This window comes from Catenibacterium sp. CAG:290 (assembly GCF_000437715.1).
Lineage (GTDB): Bacteria > Bacillota_I > Bacilli_A > Erysipelotrichales > Coprobacillaceae > Catenibacterium > Catenibacterium mitsuoka_A.
Genome location: NZ_FR898815.1, coordinates 1 through 20,342, shown reverse-complemented (window position 1 = coordinate 20,342; position 20,342 = coordinate 1). Strand labels below are relative to the sequence as shown.

19 protein-coding genes are annotated in these 20,342 nt (G+C 33.1%); 5 read left to right on the top strand and 14 right to left on the bottom strand.

The annotated features are described in order from the left end of the window. Positions 1 to 52: 52 nt before the first annotated feature. From QVO42_RS05805 to QVO42_RS05790, 4 genes are all read right to left on the bottom strand, one after another. Entirely contained in the window at positions 53 to 796 is a 744-nt protein-coding gene (locus tag QVO42_RS05805) for a Cof-type HAD-IIB family hydrolase (protein WP_022425212.1), read from the bottom strand. 34 nt (positions 797 to 830) lie between these two features. Next, positions 831 to 2,693, bottom strand: coding sequence for a sucrose-specific PTS transporter subunit IIBC (locus QVO42_RS05800; RefSeq protein ID WP_022425211.1), 1,863 nt, complete (start codon positions 2,691 to 2,693; stop codon positions 831 to 833). A 114-nt stretch (positions 2,694 to 2,807) separates the two neighbouring features. Next, positions 2,808 to 4,934 carry an alpha-galactosidase gene (locus tag QVO42_RS05795; protein ID WP_022425210.1) on the bottom strand — a complete coding sequence of 709 codons (2,127 nt, stop codon included), beginning with the start codon at positions 4,932 to 4,934 and terminating at the stop codon, positions 2,808 to 2,810. Between the two features lies 1 nt (position 4,935). Further along, a complete protein-coding gene (locus QVO42_RS05790; RefSeq protein WP_022425209.1) occupies positions 4,936 to 6,201 on the bottom strand; it encodes a glycoside hydrolase family 32 protein in 1,266 nt (421 codons plus the stop codon). Positions 6,202 to 6,299: 98 nt separating this feature from the next. On the opposite strand from QVO42_RS05790, the gene QVO42_RS05785 reads away from it, so the two are divergent. Continuing rightward, a complete protein-coding gene (locus tag QVO42_RS05785) occupies positions 6,300 to 7,139 on the top strand; it encodes an AraC family transcriptional regulator (protein WP_288163917.1) in 840 nt (279 codons plus the stop codon). Here QVO42_RS05785 and QVO42_RS05780 read toward each other — a convergent pair. From QVO42_RS05780 to QVO42_RS05760, 5 genes are read right to left on the bottom strand one after another with little or no spacing between them, the layout of a single operon-like run. After that, positions 7,088 to 7,450: a DUF362 domain-containing protein gene (locus QVO42_RS05780; RefSeq protein WP_331901622.1), complete on the bottom strand. Its 363-nt coding sequence runs from the start codon at positions 7,448 to 7,450 to the stop codon at positions 7,088 to 7,090. The two genes, QVO42_RS05785 and QVO42_RS05780, sit on opposite strands and share 52 nt — an antisense overlap. 32 nt (positions 7,451 to 7,482) lie before the next feature. Next, complete coding sequence (locus QVO42_RS05775; RefSeq protein WP_022425206.1) at positions 7,483 to 8,109, bottom strand: DUF5052 family protein; 627 nt, start codon at positions 8,107 to 8,109, stop codon at positions 7,483 to 7,485. Position 8,110: 1 nt separating this feature from the next. Then, positions 8,111 to 9,715, bottom strand: a complete 1,605-nt coding sequence (locus QVO42_RS05770; RefSeq protein ID WP_022425205.1) for a hypothetical protein — start codon at positions 9,713 to 9,715, stop codon at positions 8,111 to 8,113. 25 nt (positions 9,716 to 9,740) lie between these two features. Next, complete coding sequence (locus QVO42_RS05765) at positions 9,741 to 11,003, bottom strand: glycoside hydrolase family 32 protein (RefSeq protein ID WP_022425204.1); 1,263 nt, start codon at positions 11,001 to 11,003, stop codon at positions 9,741 to 9,743. 1 nt (position 11,004) lies between these two features. After that, positions 11,005 to 11,724: a GntR family transcriptional regulator gene (locus QVO42_RS05760; RefSeq protein ID WP_022425203.1), complete on the bottom strand. Its 720-nt coding sequence runs from the start codon at positions 11,722 to 11,724 to the stop codon at positions 11,005 to 11,007. Between the two features lie 120 nt (positions 11,725 to 11,844). On the opposite strand from QVO42_RS05760, the gene deoC reads away from it, so the two are divergent. Both deoC and QVO42_RS05750 read left to right on the top strand, forming a co-directional pair. Further along, a complete protein-coding gene (gene deoC / locus QVO42_RS05755; protein ID WP_022425202.1) occupies positions 11,845 to 12,546 on the top strand; it encodes a deoxyribose-phosphate aldolase in 702 nt (233 codons plus the stop codon). 53 nt (positions 12,547 to 12,599) lie between these two features. After that, positions 12,600 to 13,361: an AIM24 family protein gene (locus QVO42_RS05750; RefSeq protein ID WP_022425201.1), complete on the top strand. Its 762-nt coding sequence runs from the start codon at positions 12,600 to 12,602 to the stop codon at positions 13,359 to 13,361. A 9-nt stretch (positions 13,362 to 13,370) separates the two neighbouring features. On the opposite strand, the gene QVO42_RS05745 is transcribed toward QVO42_RS05750, so the two are convergent. After that, the gene (locus QVO42_RS05745; protein WP_022425200.1) at positions 13,371 to 13,682 is read right to left on the bottom strand and encodes a helix-turn-helix domain-containing protein; all 312 of its coding nucleotides are present in this window, start codon (positions 13,680 to 13,682) and stop codon (positions 13,371 to 13,373) included. A 230-nt stretch (positions 13,683 to 13,912) separates the two neighbouring features. Between QVO42_RS05745 and QVO42_RS05740 the strand changes: the two genes are divergently transcribed. Continuing rightward, complete coding sequence (locus tag QVO42_RS05740; protein WP_022425199.1) at positions 13,913 to 14,536, top strand: LytTR family DNA-binding domain-containing protein; 624 nt, start codon at positions 13,913 to 13,915, stop codon at positions 14,534 to 14,536. Here QVO42_RS05740 and QVO42_RS05735 read toward each other — a convergent pair. From QVO42_RS05735 to QVO42_RS05725, 3 genes are all read right to left on the bottom strand, one after another. After that, positions 14,533 to 15,735, bottom strand: a complete 1,203-nt coding sequence (locus tag QVO42_RS05735) for a class I SAM-dependent rRNA methyltransferase (protein WP_022425198.1) — start codon at positions 15,733 to 15,735, stop codon at positions 14,533 to 14,535. The genes QVO42_RS05740 and QVO42_RS05735 overlap by 4 nt on opposite strands. Positions 15,736 to 15,831: 96 nt before the next feature. Continuing rightward, the gene (malQ, locus tag QVO42_RS05730; RefSeq protein ID WP_022425197.1) at positions 15,832 to 17,316 is read right to left on the bottom strand and encodes a 4-alpha-glucanotransferase; all 1,485 of its coding nucleotides are present in this window, start codon (positions 17,314 to 17,316) and stop codon (positions 15,832 to 15,834) included. Further along, on the bottom strand, positions 17,313 to 18,116 hold the full coding sequence (locus tag QVO42_RS05725; protein WP_022425196.1) for an endonuclease/exonuclease/phosphatase family protein: 804 nt from the start codon (positions 18,114 to 18,116) through the stop codon (positions 17,313 to 17,315). The genes malQ and QVO42_RS05725 overlap by 4 nt, the downstream gene beginning before the upstream one ends. 178 nt (positions 18,117 to 18,294) lie before the next feature. On the opposite strand from QVO42_RS05725, the gene QVO42_RS05720 reads away from it, so the two are divergent. Further along, positions 18,295 to 19,305, top strand: coding sequence for a LacI family DNA-binding transcriptional regulator (locus tag QVO42_RS05720; RefSeq protein ID WP_022425195.1), 1,011 nt, complete (start codon positions 18,295 to 18,297; stop codon positions 19,303 to 19,305). 16 nt (positions 19,306 to 19,321) lie between these two features. Here QVO42_RS05720 and QVO42_RS05715 read toward each other — a convergent pair whose 3' ends face one another. Next, the gene (locus QVO42_RS05715; protein ID WP_022425194.1) at positions 19,322 to 20,155 is read right to left on the bottom strand and encodes a DUF6591 domain-containing protein; all 834 of its coding nucleotides are present in this window, start codon (positions 20,153 to 20,155) and stop codon (positions 19,322 to 19,324) included. Positions 20,156 to 20,342: the final 187 nt, after the last annotated feature.

The following is a 20,342-nucleotide window of genomic DNA, read 5'->3' as shown; positions in this document are numbered from 1 at the left end:
ACTTAAATTCTAGCATTATTAACTTAATGACATTGGGCACCGCCTGCTTTTTCTAGTCCTTAACCAAATTAATAATCTCTTTCGCAACACCATGATTATCATTACTATCAATCACTTTTTCCGCTATCTGTTTCAGTGCATTCACACCATTACTCATAGCTCGTGTATGCTTATAGTCTTTAAAAAGACTCAAATCATTATAACCATCACCAAATACATAAACATCATTAGAAGTATGAAGTGTTTCTATCACTCTTTTTACCATAAGTGCTTTATTCGCATTCATTGATGTAACTTCAATATTCCACCAGGATGATGAAGTGACATTAATTCTTTCTATTTGATCAAGCCAGTATTTGATTTGATTGATTTTCTGTTCATCATGCACAAATACAAATATCTTTCTTATTTCTTTATAATCTTGAAGATGTTGTTCTGTAAGTTGTGCTGTTGTATCACAAAATACAGTATCAGTAGAATAATCCCCTTCTTTTGTATTAATTTCAAAATCTATATGACGTTCTAATAAGCCATTCATAATAGTATGTGCAATCTTCAAATCGATATTCTCTTTATAGAGAATATCTCCCTGACTATTTCGACATTCCGCACCATTCAATAATACATAATAATCTATATTTACTCCCTTCAACAAAGGAAAAGCTGTCTTGTAACTACGTCCTGTCGCAATAATTCTGTGAATAGGTGATGTATTCAATACTTCTTTAGTAAAGGAATCTACTTCTCCATAACTATTAAGTAATGTGCCGTCTAAATCACTGACAATTGTTTTCATATTATTCTCCAAAAAAGTCAGTTCAAAGAACTGACTAAAGTGATAACTCCATAATAATATCATCAGGCGTTATTGAACCTGTTTTCACCTGAGCAATATCAGTATAGCTGTTATAGTTAGTAACAATCGTAATAACTGTTTTCTGGCACTGATGTCTTTCTACACCATCTAAGTCCATTATAGTAAGTAGATCTCCCCTCTTAATCTGCTGTCCCATTGTGATTTTTGTATCAAATACTTTTTCATCGGTAATTTTAACTGTATCAATACCTAAATGTAGAAGAATTTCTGCACCTTCATTTGTGATGATTCCAATTGCATGTTCTGATTCACTGATAAAGCTGATTGTACCATCTGCAGGAGCATAGATCTTACCATCAGCTGGTTCAATAGCTGCACATGGTCCCATAATACCTTCTGCAAACATAGGATCTTTAATTTCACTCATTTCAATCGCATCTCCTAATGCAATCGCAAATAAAGATTCACTAGAAACTTCTTTTTCTTCTTTTGGTTCTACAACTTTTTCTGCCTTAGGAACACAGAATAACCATGTAATAGAGAAAGCTACCGCAAATGCGACTAAGTTAACAAGAATATAGAATGGTAACTGTTCATTTAAGTAAAGTAATGTACCTGGAATACCTGTAATACCCATACCTGTTGCTTTAAGATGGAAGATAGAAGCAAGGAATCCACCAACACCTCCACCAATCATTGCAGCGATAAATGGTTTTACTAAACGAAGGTTGACACCAAATACTGCAGGTTCAGTAATACCTAATGCAGCAGATAAAGCAGATGGATAAGCAACCTGTTTCATTTTCTGATCATGAACTTTAATTGCGATAGCTAATACAGCACCTGCCTGTGCAATGTTTCCACAAGTACCAATTGGGTTTAAATAGTTCCAGCCATCATTGGCTAACATACTGATTTCTAAGAAGTTTAAGATATGATGAATACCAAAGATACCAAGTAACTGTCCAAAACTTCCGTATAATAAGCCACCAAGACCTAGAGGTAACTGCAATAATTTTTCAACTACAAATAATACACCTGTTTCAACTGTATGAAGAACTGGACCAATCGCAAATAATGCAACTGTCATACCAATAAGTAATGTAAGGAATGGAGTAAGAATAAGATCTAATGCATCTGGAATACGTTTTCTTAACCATTTCTCCATATTGGCACCAAGAATACCTGTCACAAAGGCAGGTAATACAGAACCCTGATAACCAGATACCTTTAAGAAATTGAAGAACATCAATGGTTTTGCAGCACCAGAACCAACATCATATGCACTTGGAAGACTAGGACTTACAAGCATTAAACCTAATACAATTCCAATTACAGGACTGCCACCAAAGTTTTTAAATGTTGACCAGCATACAAGTGCAGGAAGGAATGCGAATGCGGTATCCGTTAATACCTGTGTAAATGTAAGTAAGTTTGCAGGAACACTCTTAGTTGTTAAACCAAAAATATGCAAGATAGCTTCTTGAGTCAATAAGCCTCTTAGACCCATGAATAAACCTGTTGCAACAAGTACAGGAATAATTGGCACAAAGACATCAGAGAATGTTCTAATAGCTCTTTGGAATTTATTTCCATATACTATTTTTTCATCGTTGTTATTACCTTCTTCTCCAGTCACCTTGATTACTTCATCATAGACACGATTTACTAAACCTGTCCCTAGAATAATCTGATACTGTCCTGAATTGAAGAATGATCCTTTTACCTTATCTAAAGATTCAATTGCTTTTACATTGATTTTATCTTTGTTTTTTACTACTAAACGCAATCTTGTTGCGCAATGTCTTACTGAACTAATGTTTTCTTTTGAACCAGTTAATTCAATAATCTTTAATGCAAGTTCTTTATCGTTCATTTTTCTAACCTTTCCTTTTTAATTTGTTAAGCGCTTTACTGATTATATTTATACCTCGTAAAGCGCATTAATTGAATGGAATAACATAATATAAATATGGCTTTTTCTAACCATTTATACTTTTTTTAATATAAATGTGTAAGTTTTAAAATCACCATGTTCTAAAGGTACACATAAGCCCATATGCTGCAGTTCATCTCCACCATATATTTCTTGTGTATGACATTCTAAATAATCAGAATCTTCATCTAAGTATGTTAATTTAAAGTACTTCTGGGCAGTCAGAGGATTATAAAAACGAGTCATTATGACAACATAAACAGTCTTTCTATCAAGACTGACCACTTCCCATCCTAAATGATTTTCATCACATTCAATGGCATGTAATTCACCGTTGAGTGTTTCTTTTCTTATTGTTTTATATTCCTGAATCTGCTTCTTAATATCATCTAATTCATCATCTGTACACTTTGTAAGATCAAGTTCATAACCTAAGTTAAATAGTTTTGCGATATCATAACGTGTCTCTAGGGATGTAATACGTCCTGTCTGGTGATTAGGAACAGCACTAATATGTGCACCTATCACTGATTGTGGATAAAGCAGACTAAAACTATCTTGAATCACACTACGATCGAGTGCATCTGTATTATCGCTGGCCCAGTTTTGACGCATATAACATAAAATACCTGGATCAAAACGTGCACCCCCACTTGAACATCCTTCAAAAAGAACATCTGGATAACGAGATGTAATCACATCAAGCACACGATAAAGACCAAGCATATATCTATGAGCCACTTCTGTACTATACTGAGAGATATGAGAACATACATCACTCATAGGTCTATTCATATCCCATTTGATATAATCAATAAGTCCTGTAGAAAGATAAGAATCAAGCATATGAATTAAATAATTCTGGACATCCTCTCTGGATAGATCAAGAAGATATTCATGACGACCTAAAGTAGGTTCATATCCATCTACTGATAATGCATAATCTGGATGATATATATATAAATCACTGTTTTTACTAATTGCTTCTGGTTCAAACCATAAGCCAAATTTCAAACCATATGATTTAACAAGTTCAGCCGCTTTTTGTATACCACCTGGAAGTTTACTTGTATTACATTTCCAGTCTCCCATAGAATTATGACTATTATTTTCTTTTCTAAACCAGCCATCATCTAAGACAAGTAATTCAATACCTAGTTCACTCGCACGTTTGGCTTGTTCTTCAATCTTTTCTAAAGACACATCATAATACATTGCTTCCCAGGTATTTAATAATACAGGAGGTAATTCCTGTGATTGTGGTAATAAGTGATGACGATAGAGCTCATGGAAATTCATTCTCATCCCTTCTAAACCTGTACTACTATAATTCACGACAACTTCAGGTGTATAGAACTCTTCTCCTTTATGTAAGTGCCAATTATTCATAGAAGGATGTAAACCCATCTGCATACGAACTTTTCCAAATGAATCCTTTTGTATCTTGCAACAATAATTTCCACTATAAATAAAATGCATTGCATATATATCAGAACCTGATATTAATGCCGCAAATGGATGCATTTGTGGACTACTGCTGCCTCTTGTACTTTCTATTTGAAATATACCTGTATTAAGTGCAGATAGCTGAATATTGCCTTCTTTTGCATGTAAGCCATACATTGTCATCACTTGATAATCCTGCGATGGAAGTTCTAAAGAAACAGATTGTGTATTATAAAGAATAAGATCTTCTTTACAGCTTCTAAAAGAAGCTGAAAATGAAAGAACGCCTAAATCCTCATAAATAGTGATATATTGACTCACTTCTAAGCCAACAGACTTATCTTCATAGACTACTTCTAGTGTCTCACTTCTACCATGACTTTTAAGTGAAGGTAAACCTGGAAGAGTCTTCTTTTCATCTAACACATGCACTTCCTTCAACAATAATTCACAATAACGTTGATGGTGTGCTTCTACTTCAATGGCAGGTATACGATAATCTCCATGACCTAGTTGTGGATAGAGAAAAGGAAGATCATCAAAAGATGCATTTTCGATACTGACATCATGTTCAGTATTATAGCTACGTTTGTAGTAAGTCATTGGACTTTTATGATAATGACGAAGTGGTTTACCTATATATCTTTGTAAAATGTACTTTTGATCTAATACTTCTAATATATAACTGATATGCGTATTTCTAAGATGAATTATACCATTATTTATTGTAATCATTTTAAATCTCCAATCTGTATACGTTGATATTTTGTGATTCTTTACTACTTGCAAGAAGTAAGTCTTCAGCCTGTGGATCAAGACGTGCAGAATAAACAAACTCTCCGTTATTCGCAAATATTTCTACACTTGATGTATCCAGCCATATTTCCATATGATTGATTTTTATGGGCCATGATTTCTTTTGATATTTCTGTTCTGCCCAATCATAGCGTTCAATACTTATTCCTTCATCAAAGTGAATGCTTAATTCCTTATTGATTGAAAAAGACATATGTTTCAAAGGACTGATTTCTATCATCGCCTGTCTTTGTATTTTCATATGATTCGTATAAGGAATTTCATGGCATAATTCATACATCTCCCTTACAGGTGACTGTATCAGTTTTCCTTTTTTTACAAATAATTCACGAGGCATTGTTAGACAATGAATATGTCCATCCTTAGCGAATTCTACTTCTTGCGCATCACTAAAACGTGACATCCAGGCAAGCATAATACGTCTTCCTTGATTATCCACAAATGTTTGTGGTGCATAAAAATCATACCCTTCATCCATATGCAGTCCTTTATCTAAATCACTCAATGTATCTATTAAATACACAGCATGCGCATCAAGACATTCATCTGTATCATTATTTCTTGACTGCAGACCATAAATTAATACTTCATGAGCATCAAGTGTAAATAAGTCAGGACATTCTATCATTTCATATTGTTTAGATATTCCAATGATCTTATTAAACTTAAAAGAGGTTCCATCTATTGATGTATATTGAATAATATCTCCTTTTCCTGTTTTCTTATTCTGTCCTCCAATAATCATTTTCCAGACATCTTCCTTGGTCACTTTAGGATCTCTAAAATGACCTGTATAATCATCAGGAAGAGAGAGTACAGAACCATATTTCTTAAAATGTATACCATCCTCAGACTGTGCAAGACATTGTTCAGGATATCTGACACCGTTTACTTTCACATTTCCCGTATAATAAAGAGATAGTGTCTCACCATCACTGACTGCACTTCCTGAATACGTCCCATCCTTGTCATAAGATTCAGAAGCTTGTAATGCGATTACTGGCTCACTCCAATGTATAAGGTCTTGAGAGGTTGTTTTTCCCCATACTTTATATGAGTGGTCTGTCGCATTAGGATTCCATTGGAAAAAGACATAATACTTTCCTTTAAAATAGGAAAGCCCATTTGGGTCATTGATTAACCCTTTTTCTGTTTCTATATGATATGCTTGTTTTCTATTTTTCATACATAACCCTCACTTTATTTACATTAAACAACGTCAAGAATATAATAAGAATAGAAATACATAACGAATATATGGAAAAAACTAACTTAGGGGATCATATGAAAGAATATAAAGAACGTATTCACAGCAAAACCTATAAAGCCAATACAGATTTGTCTTTATACAGTGCTGGAATAGAACAATGTAAAAGTGAATATACCTATGGACCTATTGTAAGATCTTATTATGTGATGCATTTTGTCTTCTCTGGAAAAGGACAACTGACTATTAATGAACATTCCTTTGATGTCAAGGCAGGAGATATTTTCCTCATTCCTGCCAATAAGGTGGCTACCTATCAAGCAGATAAAAACCATCCATGGAAATATGGATGGGTTAATTTCTTAGGTATTAATGCGGAACAATATTTTTACTCCCTTACAAAAGATACACATGATCAATACATTATTCATAATGTTGATGTGAATCAATATTATGAACAGATTGAACATCTATTAGATTTATCCTTTAATACGGATGCTGAATATTTTGAATCAAATAGTATACTTCTTCATATTTTCGCAATGTTGTATGAAGAGTTAAATATCCATTTCAATAATAATGTGAAGTATTCACTTGCCGAAGAAATTCGTCTTTATTTGGATTTGAATTATCAATATAACCTTAAAATGAGTGAGATTGCGGATAAGTTTGGTATTCATGCAAATTATATGACACGATTATTTCATCAGAAATTTGATATTTCACCTAAACAATATCTGCTTTCAATTAAATTAAAAAAGGCTGCAGGCTTGTTACAGAGTACAAATCTCCCTGTATCTACAATTGCAGCCAGTGTGGGCTTTATTGATGCTCTCGCCTTTTCTAAAAAGTTTAGTAAGACATATCATTGTTCACCCACACAATATCGTAAACAAACAAATGAAAAGAAGAATTGAGTTATTTCAATTCTTCTTTTCATTTGAATAAGTTCATATTCTCTTGTACCTAAACCAATCTTTTCCGCATGTTCTAATGTTTCTTTCCATCTGACATTAGGATTTGAGTCTAGGAAGTTATCCTGATGGTGATGCCAATGTGGATCAGCTAAGTTATCAGATAATTGACTATTAGGCATAGGTGTTGCATGCAAGCATGCATCTACACATGCTTGATCTAAGGCAACGGGATCAAATGACGCAAAGATACCAACATCTGGTAAGATAGGTGCATCATTTTCACCATGACAGTCACAATAAACCAAAAGCAAGGTTAATAGTCAACTAAAAAAGAGTAGACGCGCTACTCTTCTGTTAAACAATCTGAATCAATAATCTGGAAATTCGCACGATGAATATAAAGTGCTTTACCATCAATCATGAGTTTAGTCATCTTAGGAAGGTTTTCAGGAATTTCCCAATACACATCATCACCCTGATAAGCCTTAATAGGCTGGCCTAATTGAGACTTAACGACTACGACTCTTCTTTTACCAAACAAGTTCTTATACTTATTTAAGTAATTTGCGATAGCTGTATTGGCTGTAATTCCGTCTGCAGTACTATTGATATGCTTCTTAGTAAAGTCTACTTCTGCATCTAATCCCTTCTGTTCAAAGATACATGTATCTCCACAGCTTTCTATTTCATTCCCATCAATTGTGATAGTAACAACTGAAGAAAGACTATATGTTTCTTTTACACTGCCATCAGAATTATATGATGATTCTTTTACTTTATTACCAGTGATTTTGATCTTCTGACCTTTTGTTTCAAATACTTTATTACCATAATTATCATATGTATCAATTGTATAACCATTCCCAATCAAACTACCTTTAATGTCATTGAGCTTAGATTTGAAATAAGAACATCCACATAATGATAAACATACTAAAGTAACTGTAAAAATCTTCATCATTCTTTTCATTTTATTCACCTACACTCTTAATCACATTTACATCATTCATTTCAATATAACGAATATGAATTGTTTCACCTGCTTTTAAGAAAACCAGTGTGTTTTCATTTTCTGATGTAATGACTGCTTTGTATTTCTTACCTTCTGTATCCACGATAAATAGCTTAGATTTGCCATCTACATTAAGAATTTGTACATTTGCGATTGTGATATCCTTCTTCTTAGTTTCGGCATCAGACTCTTTTGTAATTGTCTGAGAAGAAAGGAAACTCTTCTTAAGTAATTCTAGATTCTTAACTGAATCAGCAGAATAAACAGAGACCTTCTGATAGTCTTTCGCATCTACCATCGCATACTGTTTAATAAGTCCTCCACTATCTTTAAGTGAAATCAAATAAACAGGATGACCACCTACATTAACTAATAATGGGAATGTGGCATCATAGCCATAGTTCTTAACTTCACCTTCTGCAGATTTCATTGCGGCTTTTTCATTCGCCCCAGAACAAGAGAAACGTAAAGTCTGATGAGTACGTAAGTTAGATAATACAAATCCTAAATTAGATGAATCTTTATTCGCAGAAGTGATACCACTATAGATCCAGATATCGCCATCTTTTTCTAAATAGTTATAACCTTCAGATGTGACTGTCACATTTTTCTGTCCTAAGACAGAGTTAAAGAATCCATCCTGTAAGCTTCCGTTTTCATCTATTTCAGTCATAATGAGTTCTTCTGGATATACACGATCCACCCATTTCGGTACTTTGTCTTTATCATATTTCTTAGCTTTACCAGTAATTGGATCAAAGAGGACAGCACCAGTGACCTTCTTCTTATTGCTTACACCAAAGTAAGTATATGTTGTACATACATACCATGGATGTCCTTTTTCATCTACTTCAAATGAAGGAGAACCAAAGATGGATGTAGGATAAGATAATTGTAGTTTACGATTTAAATTATGATTAAGAATGGCAGAAGGGACATATTTCATACCATCTAAGCCTAAATCCTTTAACTTAACGATTTCTGCCTTACCATTAGTAGAATTCACTGTAATATAAGCAGGAATACCATTCTTACTATTAGTAAGATATTTAAAGAAACTTGCATATTCAAGTGGAGTGACACGATAAACACTATTCTTATAAGAAATCTGTGTATAATCATCACTTACTTCAAACTGAGAGACATATTCTGGAATCTCACCCATGACCTTGTCTCCAAGCTTTACAGTACTCTTACGGTCAATAATAGGTGTCTTAGAGAAGTCTACTTCATGTAATGTTTTATTATTAAACTTTACATTTTCTACTTCTATACGACTTGCATAACGTGATGCATGGAAGATCTTACTTGTGAATAAATCAGTCACTAAAACACCTGCCACAATCAATGCCACTGCAGCACCTAAATAACCTACCTTTTCAGGTTTAAATTTCTTACCAAGTAATGTGCTATAAGAAGTAGAAGCACCATAAATACATAACGCGACAATAATAAATATCCAGAATTCTATCGCATGAATATTTAATGCTGGTGTATAAAAATAATAAATTAGTAATACAAGAATAATAGACACCAACATAGACTTAAATTCTATTTTTTTCATATATATTTTTTCCCCCTTGGAAATATCATTCACTTAATGTTGTGATTCTACAAGTCATCTTTTTATTAAGTGAAAGCACTGGTGTGTCTTTAAAATAAACTCTATCTGTAAAGACAAGTTCTCCACCATTTATAAATACTTCTACACTACTAGAATCAATCAATAGCTTCATAGACTGATATTCTTTAATAGTCCCTACACGTTCTGTCTGATTCATTACAGTTACTTTATGATTGTTTACTGTAAGTGTATAAAGATTACTTAGATTGAGAGATACACCATCATAAATATCTAAATCTATTTCTACTTGTCTAGAAGGAAGTAGATAGTCTGTGACTTCTACTTTTTTAGACTCACATCTTAATAATGCAAGTTCTTCTACTGGCATCATATAAAGATGATTATCATGAATAGTAAGTTCTCTAGGGAAGGTCATAGCCCCTGACCACCCTTCTTCTTTTTCAGGGAATTCACTATGCCACATATCCATCCAAGCCATGAGTATACGTCTACCATCTGGTGCAAGCATTGTAGTCGCTGCATAGAAGTCATGCCCATGATCTAATTCAATAAATGTATCTTTGATCTTATAACCTGTTTGATGGTAGTTTCTGTATTTTTCACCATCTTCTTTAATACCTTGTGGTGACATGAGTAATACATTCACTCCATTAAGTCTAAATAAATCAGGACATTCCCACATCTTACCTTCATGATCAATTGTAGAAGCATGCCCATATTCACCTAAATAGTCCCAATTGATTAAATCATCTGATTGATAAATGAGTACATGTCCTCTTCCATCTTCCTTCTGACCACCAATAATCATCTTAAAATGATCATCTTCTCGCCATACTTTAGGATCACGGAAATGATATGTATTATCTTCAGGTGGTTCACTAATCACTGGATTTCCTTCATACTTATGAAAATGAATACCATCTTCACTCCAGGCAATATTCACATTCTGATGGAATGTGGTATGTTCAGGATCATCATATATATTACCTGTATAAATTAGATACAAACGATTGTTGTATTCTACTGCACTTCCTGAGAAACAGCCATCAAGATCTTCTTTATCTCCTGGAATTAAGGCAATCGGTAAGTTCTCCCAGTGAACTAAATCCTTACTTCTTACATGGCCCCAATGCATAGGTCCCCATACAGGTTCATCTGGGTAGTATTGATAGAATAAGTGATAATATCCCCGGAAATAAGAAAAACCATTTGGATCATTGATCCAGCCATGTTCAGGACATACATGGTATTTTAAACGGTATGTCATACTAATCTCCTTTGTGCTGATTAAGATGTAATGTGAATGTATTAATATCTCCTCTATAACGGGCAATAGAATATTCTATTGAATTCTTTTGTGTATCATAACCAATAGAGCGGAAATAGAATAATGGTTCTCCTTCATCTATATCTAACATATCCGCAATAGTATCATCTGCAAGAGCTATTTCTAATGTACGATCAATTGTTTCAATACTATGTCCCTGTTTCTCAAAAACATCATAGAGCCTAATATGCGTAAAGTCGGTATCGAGTAAACCCGGAAATAAAGAAACAGGAATATAGGTTGTAATAAAGACATTGGGATTATAATCTGTATAACGTAAACGAACAAGCTTATAGACTAAATCTTTTTCATGAATCTGTAGAGATTTCGCAATCTCTTTAGATGCTTCTTCCATTTTAAATGTAATCACCTGTGTTTTAGATACAACACCATGTCTTTTCATCTGTGTATCAAAGCTTGATATTGATTGAGTAAAATCTTGAATTACTTTAGGTGCACATACAATCGTACCACGTTTCTTTTTCTTTTCTAAATAACCTGCATCTACTAAGATTTGCACAGCTTTTCTAATCGTTGGACGACTCACATTGTATAAATCAGAAAGTTCATGTTCTGTAGGAATAATGGTTCCTTCTGAATATTCACCCGATGTAATTTTATCTAATAAGTCTTTCTTTACATCTAAATATAAAGCGCTCATAAGAGTCCCTCCTCCCTATATATATACTATTTTATCACACAAAAAACACAAGTGATATATTTACATATTGTTGACATAATAAAGTTATAATGTTAGTATATATGTAAAGGAGAGATGATTATGAAAGAATATACTATTGATGAATTAGCACAGATGATTGATCATACTAATCTTCATACTGATGCTTCTAGTAAAGATATGGAAAAACTATGTAATGAGGCTAAGGATTATCATTTTAAAATGGTTGCGATTAATCAGGTACAGTCTCATTTATGTGCAAAACTACTAAAGGGTACTGATATTCATGTAGGAGCTGCCATCTCATTTCCTCTAGGACAAACTACTATTGCCTCTAAGGTATTTGATACAAATAATGCGATTGAAGAAGGCGCTACAGAGATTGATTATGTGATCAATCAAACAGAAGTTAAGAATAAGAACTGGGATTATATTAAAGATGAAATGACACAGATTGTAGATGCATGTCATGCCCATCATATTCCTTGTAAAGTAATATTTGAAAACTGTTATTTGGATGACAAAGAAAAGATCAAGTTATGTGAAATTGCGAAAGAGGTTAAACCTGATTTTATTAAAACATCTACTGGTTTTGGAACAGGTGGTGCAACATTCGAAGATGTCGCATTAATGAAGAAATATGTGGGTGATGAAGTAGAAGTAAAAGCTGCAGGTGGTATTAGAGATGCAAATACTTTTATTAAGATGATTCAAAATGGAGCGACACGTATTGGTACGAGTGCAGGAGTCTCTATTATTGAAGAATTAAAGAAAAAAGCTGTAAATGGTATTATTAAGATTTAAAAAGGTCGTAAGACCTTTTTTTCGTATATAATAGTGTCAAGGAGGGTTTTCTTATGGGATTCCAAATTTTTAATTTTGAAGATAATAGTAATGTTTCTGTAGTAAGTCGTAAAGGGATTTTTAAAGTCATTCAATATGATAAGGATTTAAGCTGTACTGCAGAGGATGCACAAACTAAGTTCTATATGAGTCAGATGAATGTAAAGAAAAGACAACTAATGATTACTTTAAATGATGAAAGTGTCAATATACAGCCAGGGGCAATGCAGTGGTATGTGGGTGATGTACATCAGACAACAGGTTTAAAGGGTATTGGAGATACAATCAAGAAGTTCTTTAATGCCCAGGTCACTGGTGAATCTACCATTAAACCACAATATGTTGGTACAGGTGTAATAGTCACAGAACCAAGTTATAAACATTATATTATTGAAGATCTAGATGATTGGAATGGAGCGATGTGTGTAGAGGATGGTTTATATTGTGCATCTGAAACCAAAGTCAGCTTAAGTGCATCTATGATTAAAAGTGTATCAGGACAAACTATTGGTGAAGAAGGATTATTTAATCTATGTCTAAAAGGTTCTGGTAAAGTAGTCTTAGAATGTGATGTACCACAAGAAGAACTTATCACAATAGATTTACATAACGATACGTTAAAGATTGACGGTTCATTCGCCATTGCCTGGAGTGAAAACCTTGACTTTACAGTAGAAAGAAGCGGTAAAACACTCATTGGTTCAGCTATGAGTGGTGAAGGTTTAGTTAATGTTTATCGCGGTACAGGAAGAGTATTAATCAAACCACAGATTTAAAAACATCCACTACTCGTGGATGTTTTCATTATGTGCATAATCTTCTATAAGATATTCTGAAAGCAACATGTAGATATCTCTCATACAGTTTTTTGGTACACGCGATATATTCATTACCTTCATCTCTTTACCATATAAAATATAATTCGCATCTGTACAATAGATTTCTACTAGTCTTGCAAGAGTAGTTGAAGATGGTACACATGCATCATTTTCATACTTTCCTATAGTTGTACGATCTAAATCAATACGTCTTGCCACTTCTTCCTGTGAATATCCTAATTTATTTCTTGCTTCTCTTAATCTCTCTCCCATTGACATATCTATTTACCTCTATGCCTTAAGCATAGAAATAAATATGAGCGTATGGCGCTCATGAGCGTAAAATTCTCATTTTCCTATCTTTCATGACATTATTTTTCGTTTCATGATATATGTTATGTCATATAGTGAGTTATTCATGTATTGTGTTCACGGAAGCTATAACAGTGTGTTTACACGCTCAAGGACTATTAATAGTCCTTTTTTTATTTAATAGGTGGTGAGATCTCATGATTATTTCTATAGTACATTCAAATTCTCATATAACAGAAAGAATAACCAATATACTTGATTATCATCTACATCATCCTTATACAATATCTAACACTCTTATTCCTGCAGATTTGTGTTTTACTGATACATTTGAAGATATACCAAGAATAAGAAATATAAATAAAAAGGCTTTTATTGTGATAGTTACCAATCACCCATTAGGTCCTGAAACTGTCATCTATCAGCCTTTTTACTATATATTTGAAGATAGTCTAGAAAAAGATATTCCTTTCATATTATCCACTTTCTTTTATTCCCGTGATTATTATCATTTCAAGTATAATTACCAGGATATTTCTATTCCTATTAATCATATTATCTACATACATACACATGAACATCTCACTACAATATATTCAAAAGAAAAGAACTATCATCTCTATAAACCTTTAAAGGTGATATTAAAAGAGATTGGTTCTAAACAGATTGTACAAATTAATAAGAATACATGTGTAAATACACGTTATATTACTAAAATTAATCAATTAGATATCTATCTTAATCTAGAGATATTTAAGCTAAGCTATAAATATAAAAATAAATTTTATGAAGCATTAAAAAAGAAGTCCGAAGACTTCTAAATAATCTGGAAGATATAGAACTTTAAGTAAGATGTTTCTTCCATAGTCCAAAGAATTGGATGATCGGCATTCTGTTGAGTCACTGATACTTGTTTTAGAGTCACTCCACATTCTTTTGCGGATTCTCTTAGCATCTGTTCAAAGAGTGCAGTTTCCATAAAACGTGAACAGCTGCATGTAATTAAATATCCACCCTGTCTTAAAAGCTTCATAGCTTTCATATTAATATTCTTATAGCCATTATAAGCATGGTTGACAGTTCTTCTTGATTTAGTAAATGCAGGTGGATCTAAGACAATAATATCATACTGTCCCTGATGACATTTATCTAAGTAATCAAAGACATCATCCTGTACAAAAGACATTCTTTCTTCTAAGTGGTTCATCTTTGCATTCGCAAGACCTTGATCTAAAGCTGTCTGAGAAACATCTACAGCAGTGACATATTTAGCCCCTCCAAAAGCTGCATTTAATGCGAAACCACCTGTATGACTAAAACAGTCTAATACTGTTTTGCCTGCAGACATGTTTCTAAGTAATACTCTATTAGATTTCTGATCTAAGAAGTAACCAGTCTTCTGACCATTTTCTACATCTACATTAAGTTTCAAACCATTTTCATTAATAACTGTTGTAGTAGGTAATGTGCTTGGTTTCCAGAATCCTTTATAGAGTTCTAAACCTTCCTTCGCACGTACTTTAACATCATTTCTTTCATAGATGGCAGATACATTCTGACCATCTTCTTTTAATACTTCTAATAATAATTCATAAATCATATCCTTGATTAAATCTAAACCATAAGATGTAATCTGAGTCACAATGATTTCATTATAACGATCTGCAGTTAAGCCTGGTAAGCTATCAGCTTCACCAAATACAAGACGACAATTAGTTAAGTTATCTTTTTCTACTGTCTTTCTAAAATCATAGGCAAACTGAATTCTCTTTTTAAAGAATTCTCTATCAATCACTTCATTTTGATTTTTAGTTAAGATACGTACTGTAATATGACTTTCTTTAGAAAGGAAACCTGTACCTAAATAACGTCCTTGAGTCGTCATAATATCTACTAAAGAACCATTCTCAATAGAATCATCTAGACTACCTAGATTATTCTTATACATCCACATCTGCCCTTTATCGAGCCATTTTTCTCCTTCAGGAGTAATAATAATACTTGGATAATTTCTTTTCATTTTATACACCTCGTAAATAAAATAAAGTATATAAGAAAGAAAATCAACAAAAAAAATCAGAGTTCATTAAGAACCCTGATTAGGAGGAAATCTCCTTTAAATACGGTTTGTTTTTACTGTAATATCACGCATTCGTTCCTTTAATGAATCATTAAAGGCATTCTTATCTAAACGCCACATCCAGTTATTACCTAAAGTATTAGGTTTATTCATACGTGCTGTATTATCAAGCTTTAAGTAATCCTGCATTGGTACAATGCACTTATCACTTACACTTGCCATAATACAATCAATACTCATATCCACTAATACAGCGTCATCATCACCATCATAGTGTAGATAGTCTTTCAACATCTGTCTTTCTTCAGGTAAAATATTTTTAAGCCATCCGATCATTGTTTCATTGTCATGAGTTCCAGTATAAACAACTGAATTTTCTGTATAGTTGTGAGGTAGATAGTTGCTTGTACCAGAAGAATCACGTGAATCAAATGCGAATTCAAATAACTTCATACCTGGATAACCACAATCAGCGACCATCTGTTTAACTGTATCAGTCAAATATCCTAAATCTTCTGCAATAACATTTATCTTACCTAAAGACTCTTCAACTGTCTTAAATAAGTCATAGCCTGGACCTTTTTCCCAATGGCCATTTCTTGCAGTTGTATCACCATAAGGAATTGAGAAATATTCATCAAAGCCTCTAAAATGGTCAATACGTACAACATCGTAAGCTTTCTTACAATATGCAATTCTCTGGATCCACCACGCATAACCTGTTTCTTTATGTTTCTTCCAGTCATAAAGTGGATTACCCCAAAGCTGTCCATCAGCAGAGAAACCATCAGGTGGTACACCTGCAACTGCAGTTGGTTTAACTTCTGGATCTAGCTGGAATAATTCTGGCTGTCCCCATACATCAGATGAATCATATGCAACATAGATAGGAATATCACCAATGATTTCTACCCCTTTACTATTCGCATAATCCTTTAATGCATACCATTGTTTCCATACATAGTACTGTAAGAACTTATGGTAATTAATATCATCACTTAGTTCGTTACGTTTTTCAGTAAGGGACGCATCATTTCTTAAACGTAATTCTAAAGGCCAATTTTCCCAGCCTTGGTTATCATAAGATGCTTTTATTGCCATAAATAATGCATAATCTTCTAGCCACCATGCATTGTCCTTACAGTAAGCTTTAAAATCTTCATTATCAGTAATATGTGAATTCTCATAAGCTTTCTTTAATAATGCATATCTATTTTCATAGAGATAAGAATAATCAACATAATCACTGTTTATATCTGCCTCTGGTAGATCTTCTTCCTTTAAATAACCACATTTCACAAACTCGTCTAAAGAAATAAAATATGGGTTACCTGCAAAAGTAGAGAATGACTGATAAGGTGAATCACCATAACCAGTAATACCTAAAGGGAGAATCTGCCAATATGTTTGTTTAGCTTCTACTAGATCATCTACAAACTTATAAGCAGCTTCATCAAAACAACCAATACCATACTTACTAGGTAAAGATGATACGGATAATAACACACCACTTTTTCTCATAAACTATCCTCCATAAATAATCCAAAATGATCAGAAACTACATCTTCATGTGTACCATCAAATACAACATGATGGCTTTTTACATGTTCTTTTTTATTACACCAGATATAATCAATACGCATACCATCTACTGCCTCATCCCATCCGTCTATTTTACCCTGAGCAGTAAAACGACCTTGGACATCATCCGCTAAGTCACGTGTATCAAACCATCCATCTTCTTTAATAATCTCATAACTTTGGTTTGGAATAATATCAGGTGCATTGAAATCTCCTGCTAAGTAAACAGGGACTTCTTTATTCGCCACAACATTGAGCTTATGCCATTGGTTGATGAAAGGTTCCTCATCATCATTCCACCATCCTAAATGGGCTGTATAAACCCAGAAATGTGTGTTTTCTTTTACTATTTCTACTCCAAGAGAATTACGTTTCTTCCAGAATGTATAATCATTAGTTTGCGTCAATAAAGTATTTTCACTATTCACAATTGGGTACTTAGAGAAGATGGCTACACCTTCATCAAACTTGTCATAACCTACTTTAACTGGAATATAGTTCCAATCGTATTGATCACCAAGTAATCGACTTAATCCAAGTGCATAATTGTCTTCTTTAATAATGTCTCTACCGACATAAGATCTGTCGGTAGAAACACTTTTTGCAGTCATACTTTGATTGACTTCTTGTAAACAAATGACATCAACATCATAATTTAGAATAAAATTCGCAATTGTCTGGAGCTTATTCTTTTCATCACATTCACTTAGTGAATGTGTGTTAAGTGTCATAAGCTTCATTTTCTCCTCCTTTTAATAAGGTTATGTCTTACTCCCTTTTTCTTACAAATTCTATTTTAATGATTGTAAACACTTACACAATAGATTTTATGCAACAAAATAGGGTATTTACGCATATAATATGCAAATGTTAGCGCAACGCAACAATAATAAGTATAATAAAAGTGAGGTGATTTAAATGAGTATCACAATTAAAGATATCGCGAAAAAAGCAGGTGTATCTCCATCTACTGTATCTCGTACAATTAATAATCATTATTCTATTAGTGAAGAAACGAAAGAAAAAGTACGTAAAGTAATGGATGAACTCGGTTATGTATATGATAAATCACATATTAAGAAACATGATGTTGGTGTTGTCTTTCCTCGTTCTATGGTAGATGTCTATGAGAATCCATTCTATCTAGAAATAATAAGAGGTATTAGTTATATGTGTAATAAAGGGCGTTATAGTCTTCATATTATTACTGGTGCAGATACAAGAGAAATGAAGACAAGTATGGAAATTGCGGATTGTGAAGGATATATCTTCCTCAATACAAAAATAGAATCTTCTGTGACAGACTATTTAAGAGAACGTATGATTCCTTATATTATGATTGGTAAACCACCAATGGATTCCATTACATCAGTCAGTGTAGATACAGATAATATCCAGGCAGGCTATGAGGCAGTGAAATACTTATTAAAAAAAGGACATCAAAAGATTGGTTATATTGGTGAGAAAAAAGATGTGCAGTATTCTATAGATCGACGTCTTGGTTATATACAAGCTTTATCCGAAGCAGGCTATGAAGTGAAAGAAGACTATATTAAGAATCTTTCTTCAAGTTATTCCTATAACCCCAATGAAATACTTGAATTATTAAGAAGTGATGACTGTCCGAGTGCCTTTGTGGTATGTGATGATATTTATGCAGTCATTATGGTTAGACTAATTACTGAAGTAGGAAAGAAAGTACCTGATGATATTTCTATTGTGAGCTTTAATAATTCTATCTTTGCGCGTTTCTCAGAACCACCACTAACTTCTATTGATGTAAGCCCAAATCAGTTAGGCATGGAAGCAGTAGTCCAGCTTATTAAACATATAGAAACACCTACCATGTTTGCGACACGCTCAATTGTGCCATTCACAATACGTAAAAGACAAAGTGTAAAGGAAATGAATAAAGGCGATTCACATTAAGTGAAACGCCTTTTCGTTATTCATAATTAGCTTTGGGAGAATTTATTCCTGCAGTGATCGAATGATCATCTTCATCATACATTGCCTTAATATTATAACCTTCTTTACTATTTGCGCTATAGAATCCATCAACGTAACTCAAATCAACGTTATAGCCACGTTTTTCACATTCTTCAACATAAGCATTAAACTGATCTCGTGACAATCCGTAAGCTTTAAATGTAAAGTTTATTTGATCATCTCTGATGATTTCTACTACCTTTGCATTTGTTTTAGGAATTTTATCTCCTAATTCTGTTTTAGACCATTGATTAGCTATCTGTGTCTCTTTATCAAGAGAATATTTTTTTGCACTAAAATCATAGTATTCAGTATAGACCTTATTATTATCAATATACTTAATAGTCGCAATATCAGGTTTCATCAGCTTATAGTGATTGATATTCTTTACATAATAATAGTTATCGTAACAACAATGCACATTCGGAACAGATTCTTTTTTATTCACAACCTGATTACTATCCGCATACATAGAAATAGAACTATTCTTGTATTCATCAGTTAATCCACATGACTCTTTGACTTCTGAATATAATTTTGATTTTTCTTCTTCAGTTATATTCTTTTTTTCTTTGAATGTAAGTTCAAAGCCGGTGATTGTATAATTTGTATTATTCGTATAGTCAAGAAGTACACAACGTTCTCCATCCACAATACCTTCATCCACATTCCAAACAATATCTTTTATATTGATTTTTTCCTTTGGACTGCTACTCGTAGTCTTACTACTACCACATCCAGTTAAACTAACTAATAAACTCATAATCACAATAAATATTTTCTTATTCATAATTAAGCCTCCTCATTATTATTCGTACGATTGAATTTATTCTTAATACCTATTCATATGCATTCTCCTCCCTTTATCTGGCAAAAATATAACATGGTGATTTTTATATCTGGTTTTGTGGATGCAAACAAAAAAGCCTGAACTATAATAGTTGAGTAACTAAATAGACTTGGGGTTTACTCAAGTT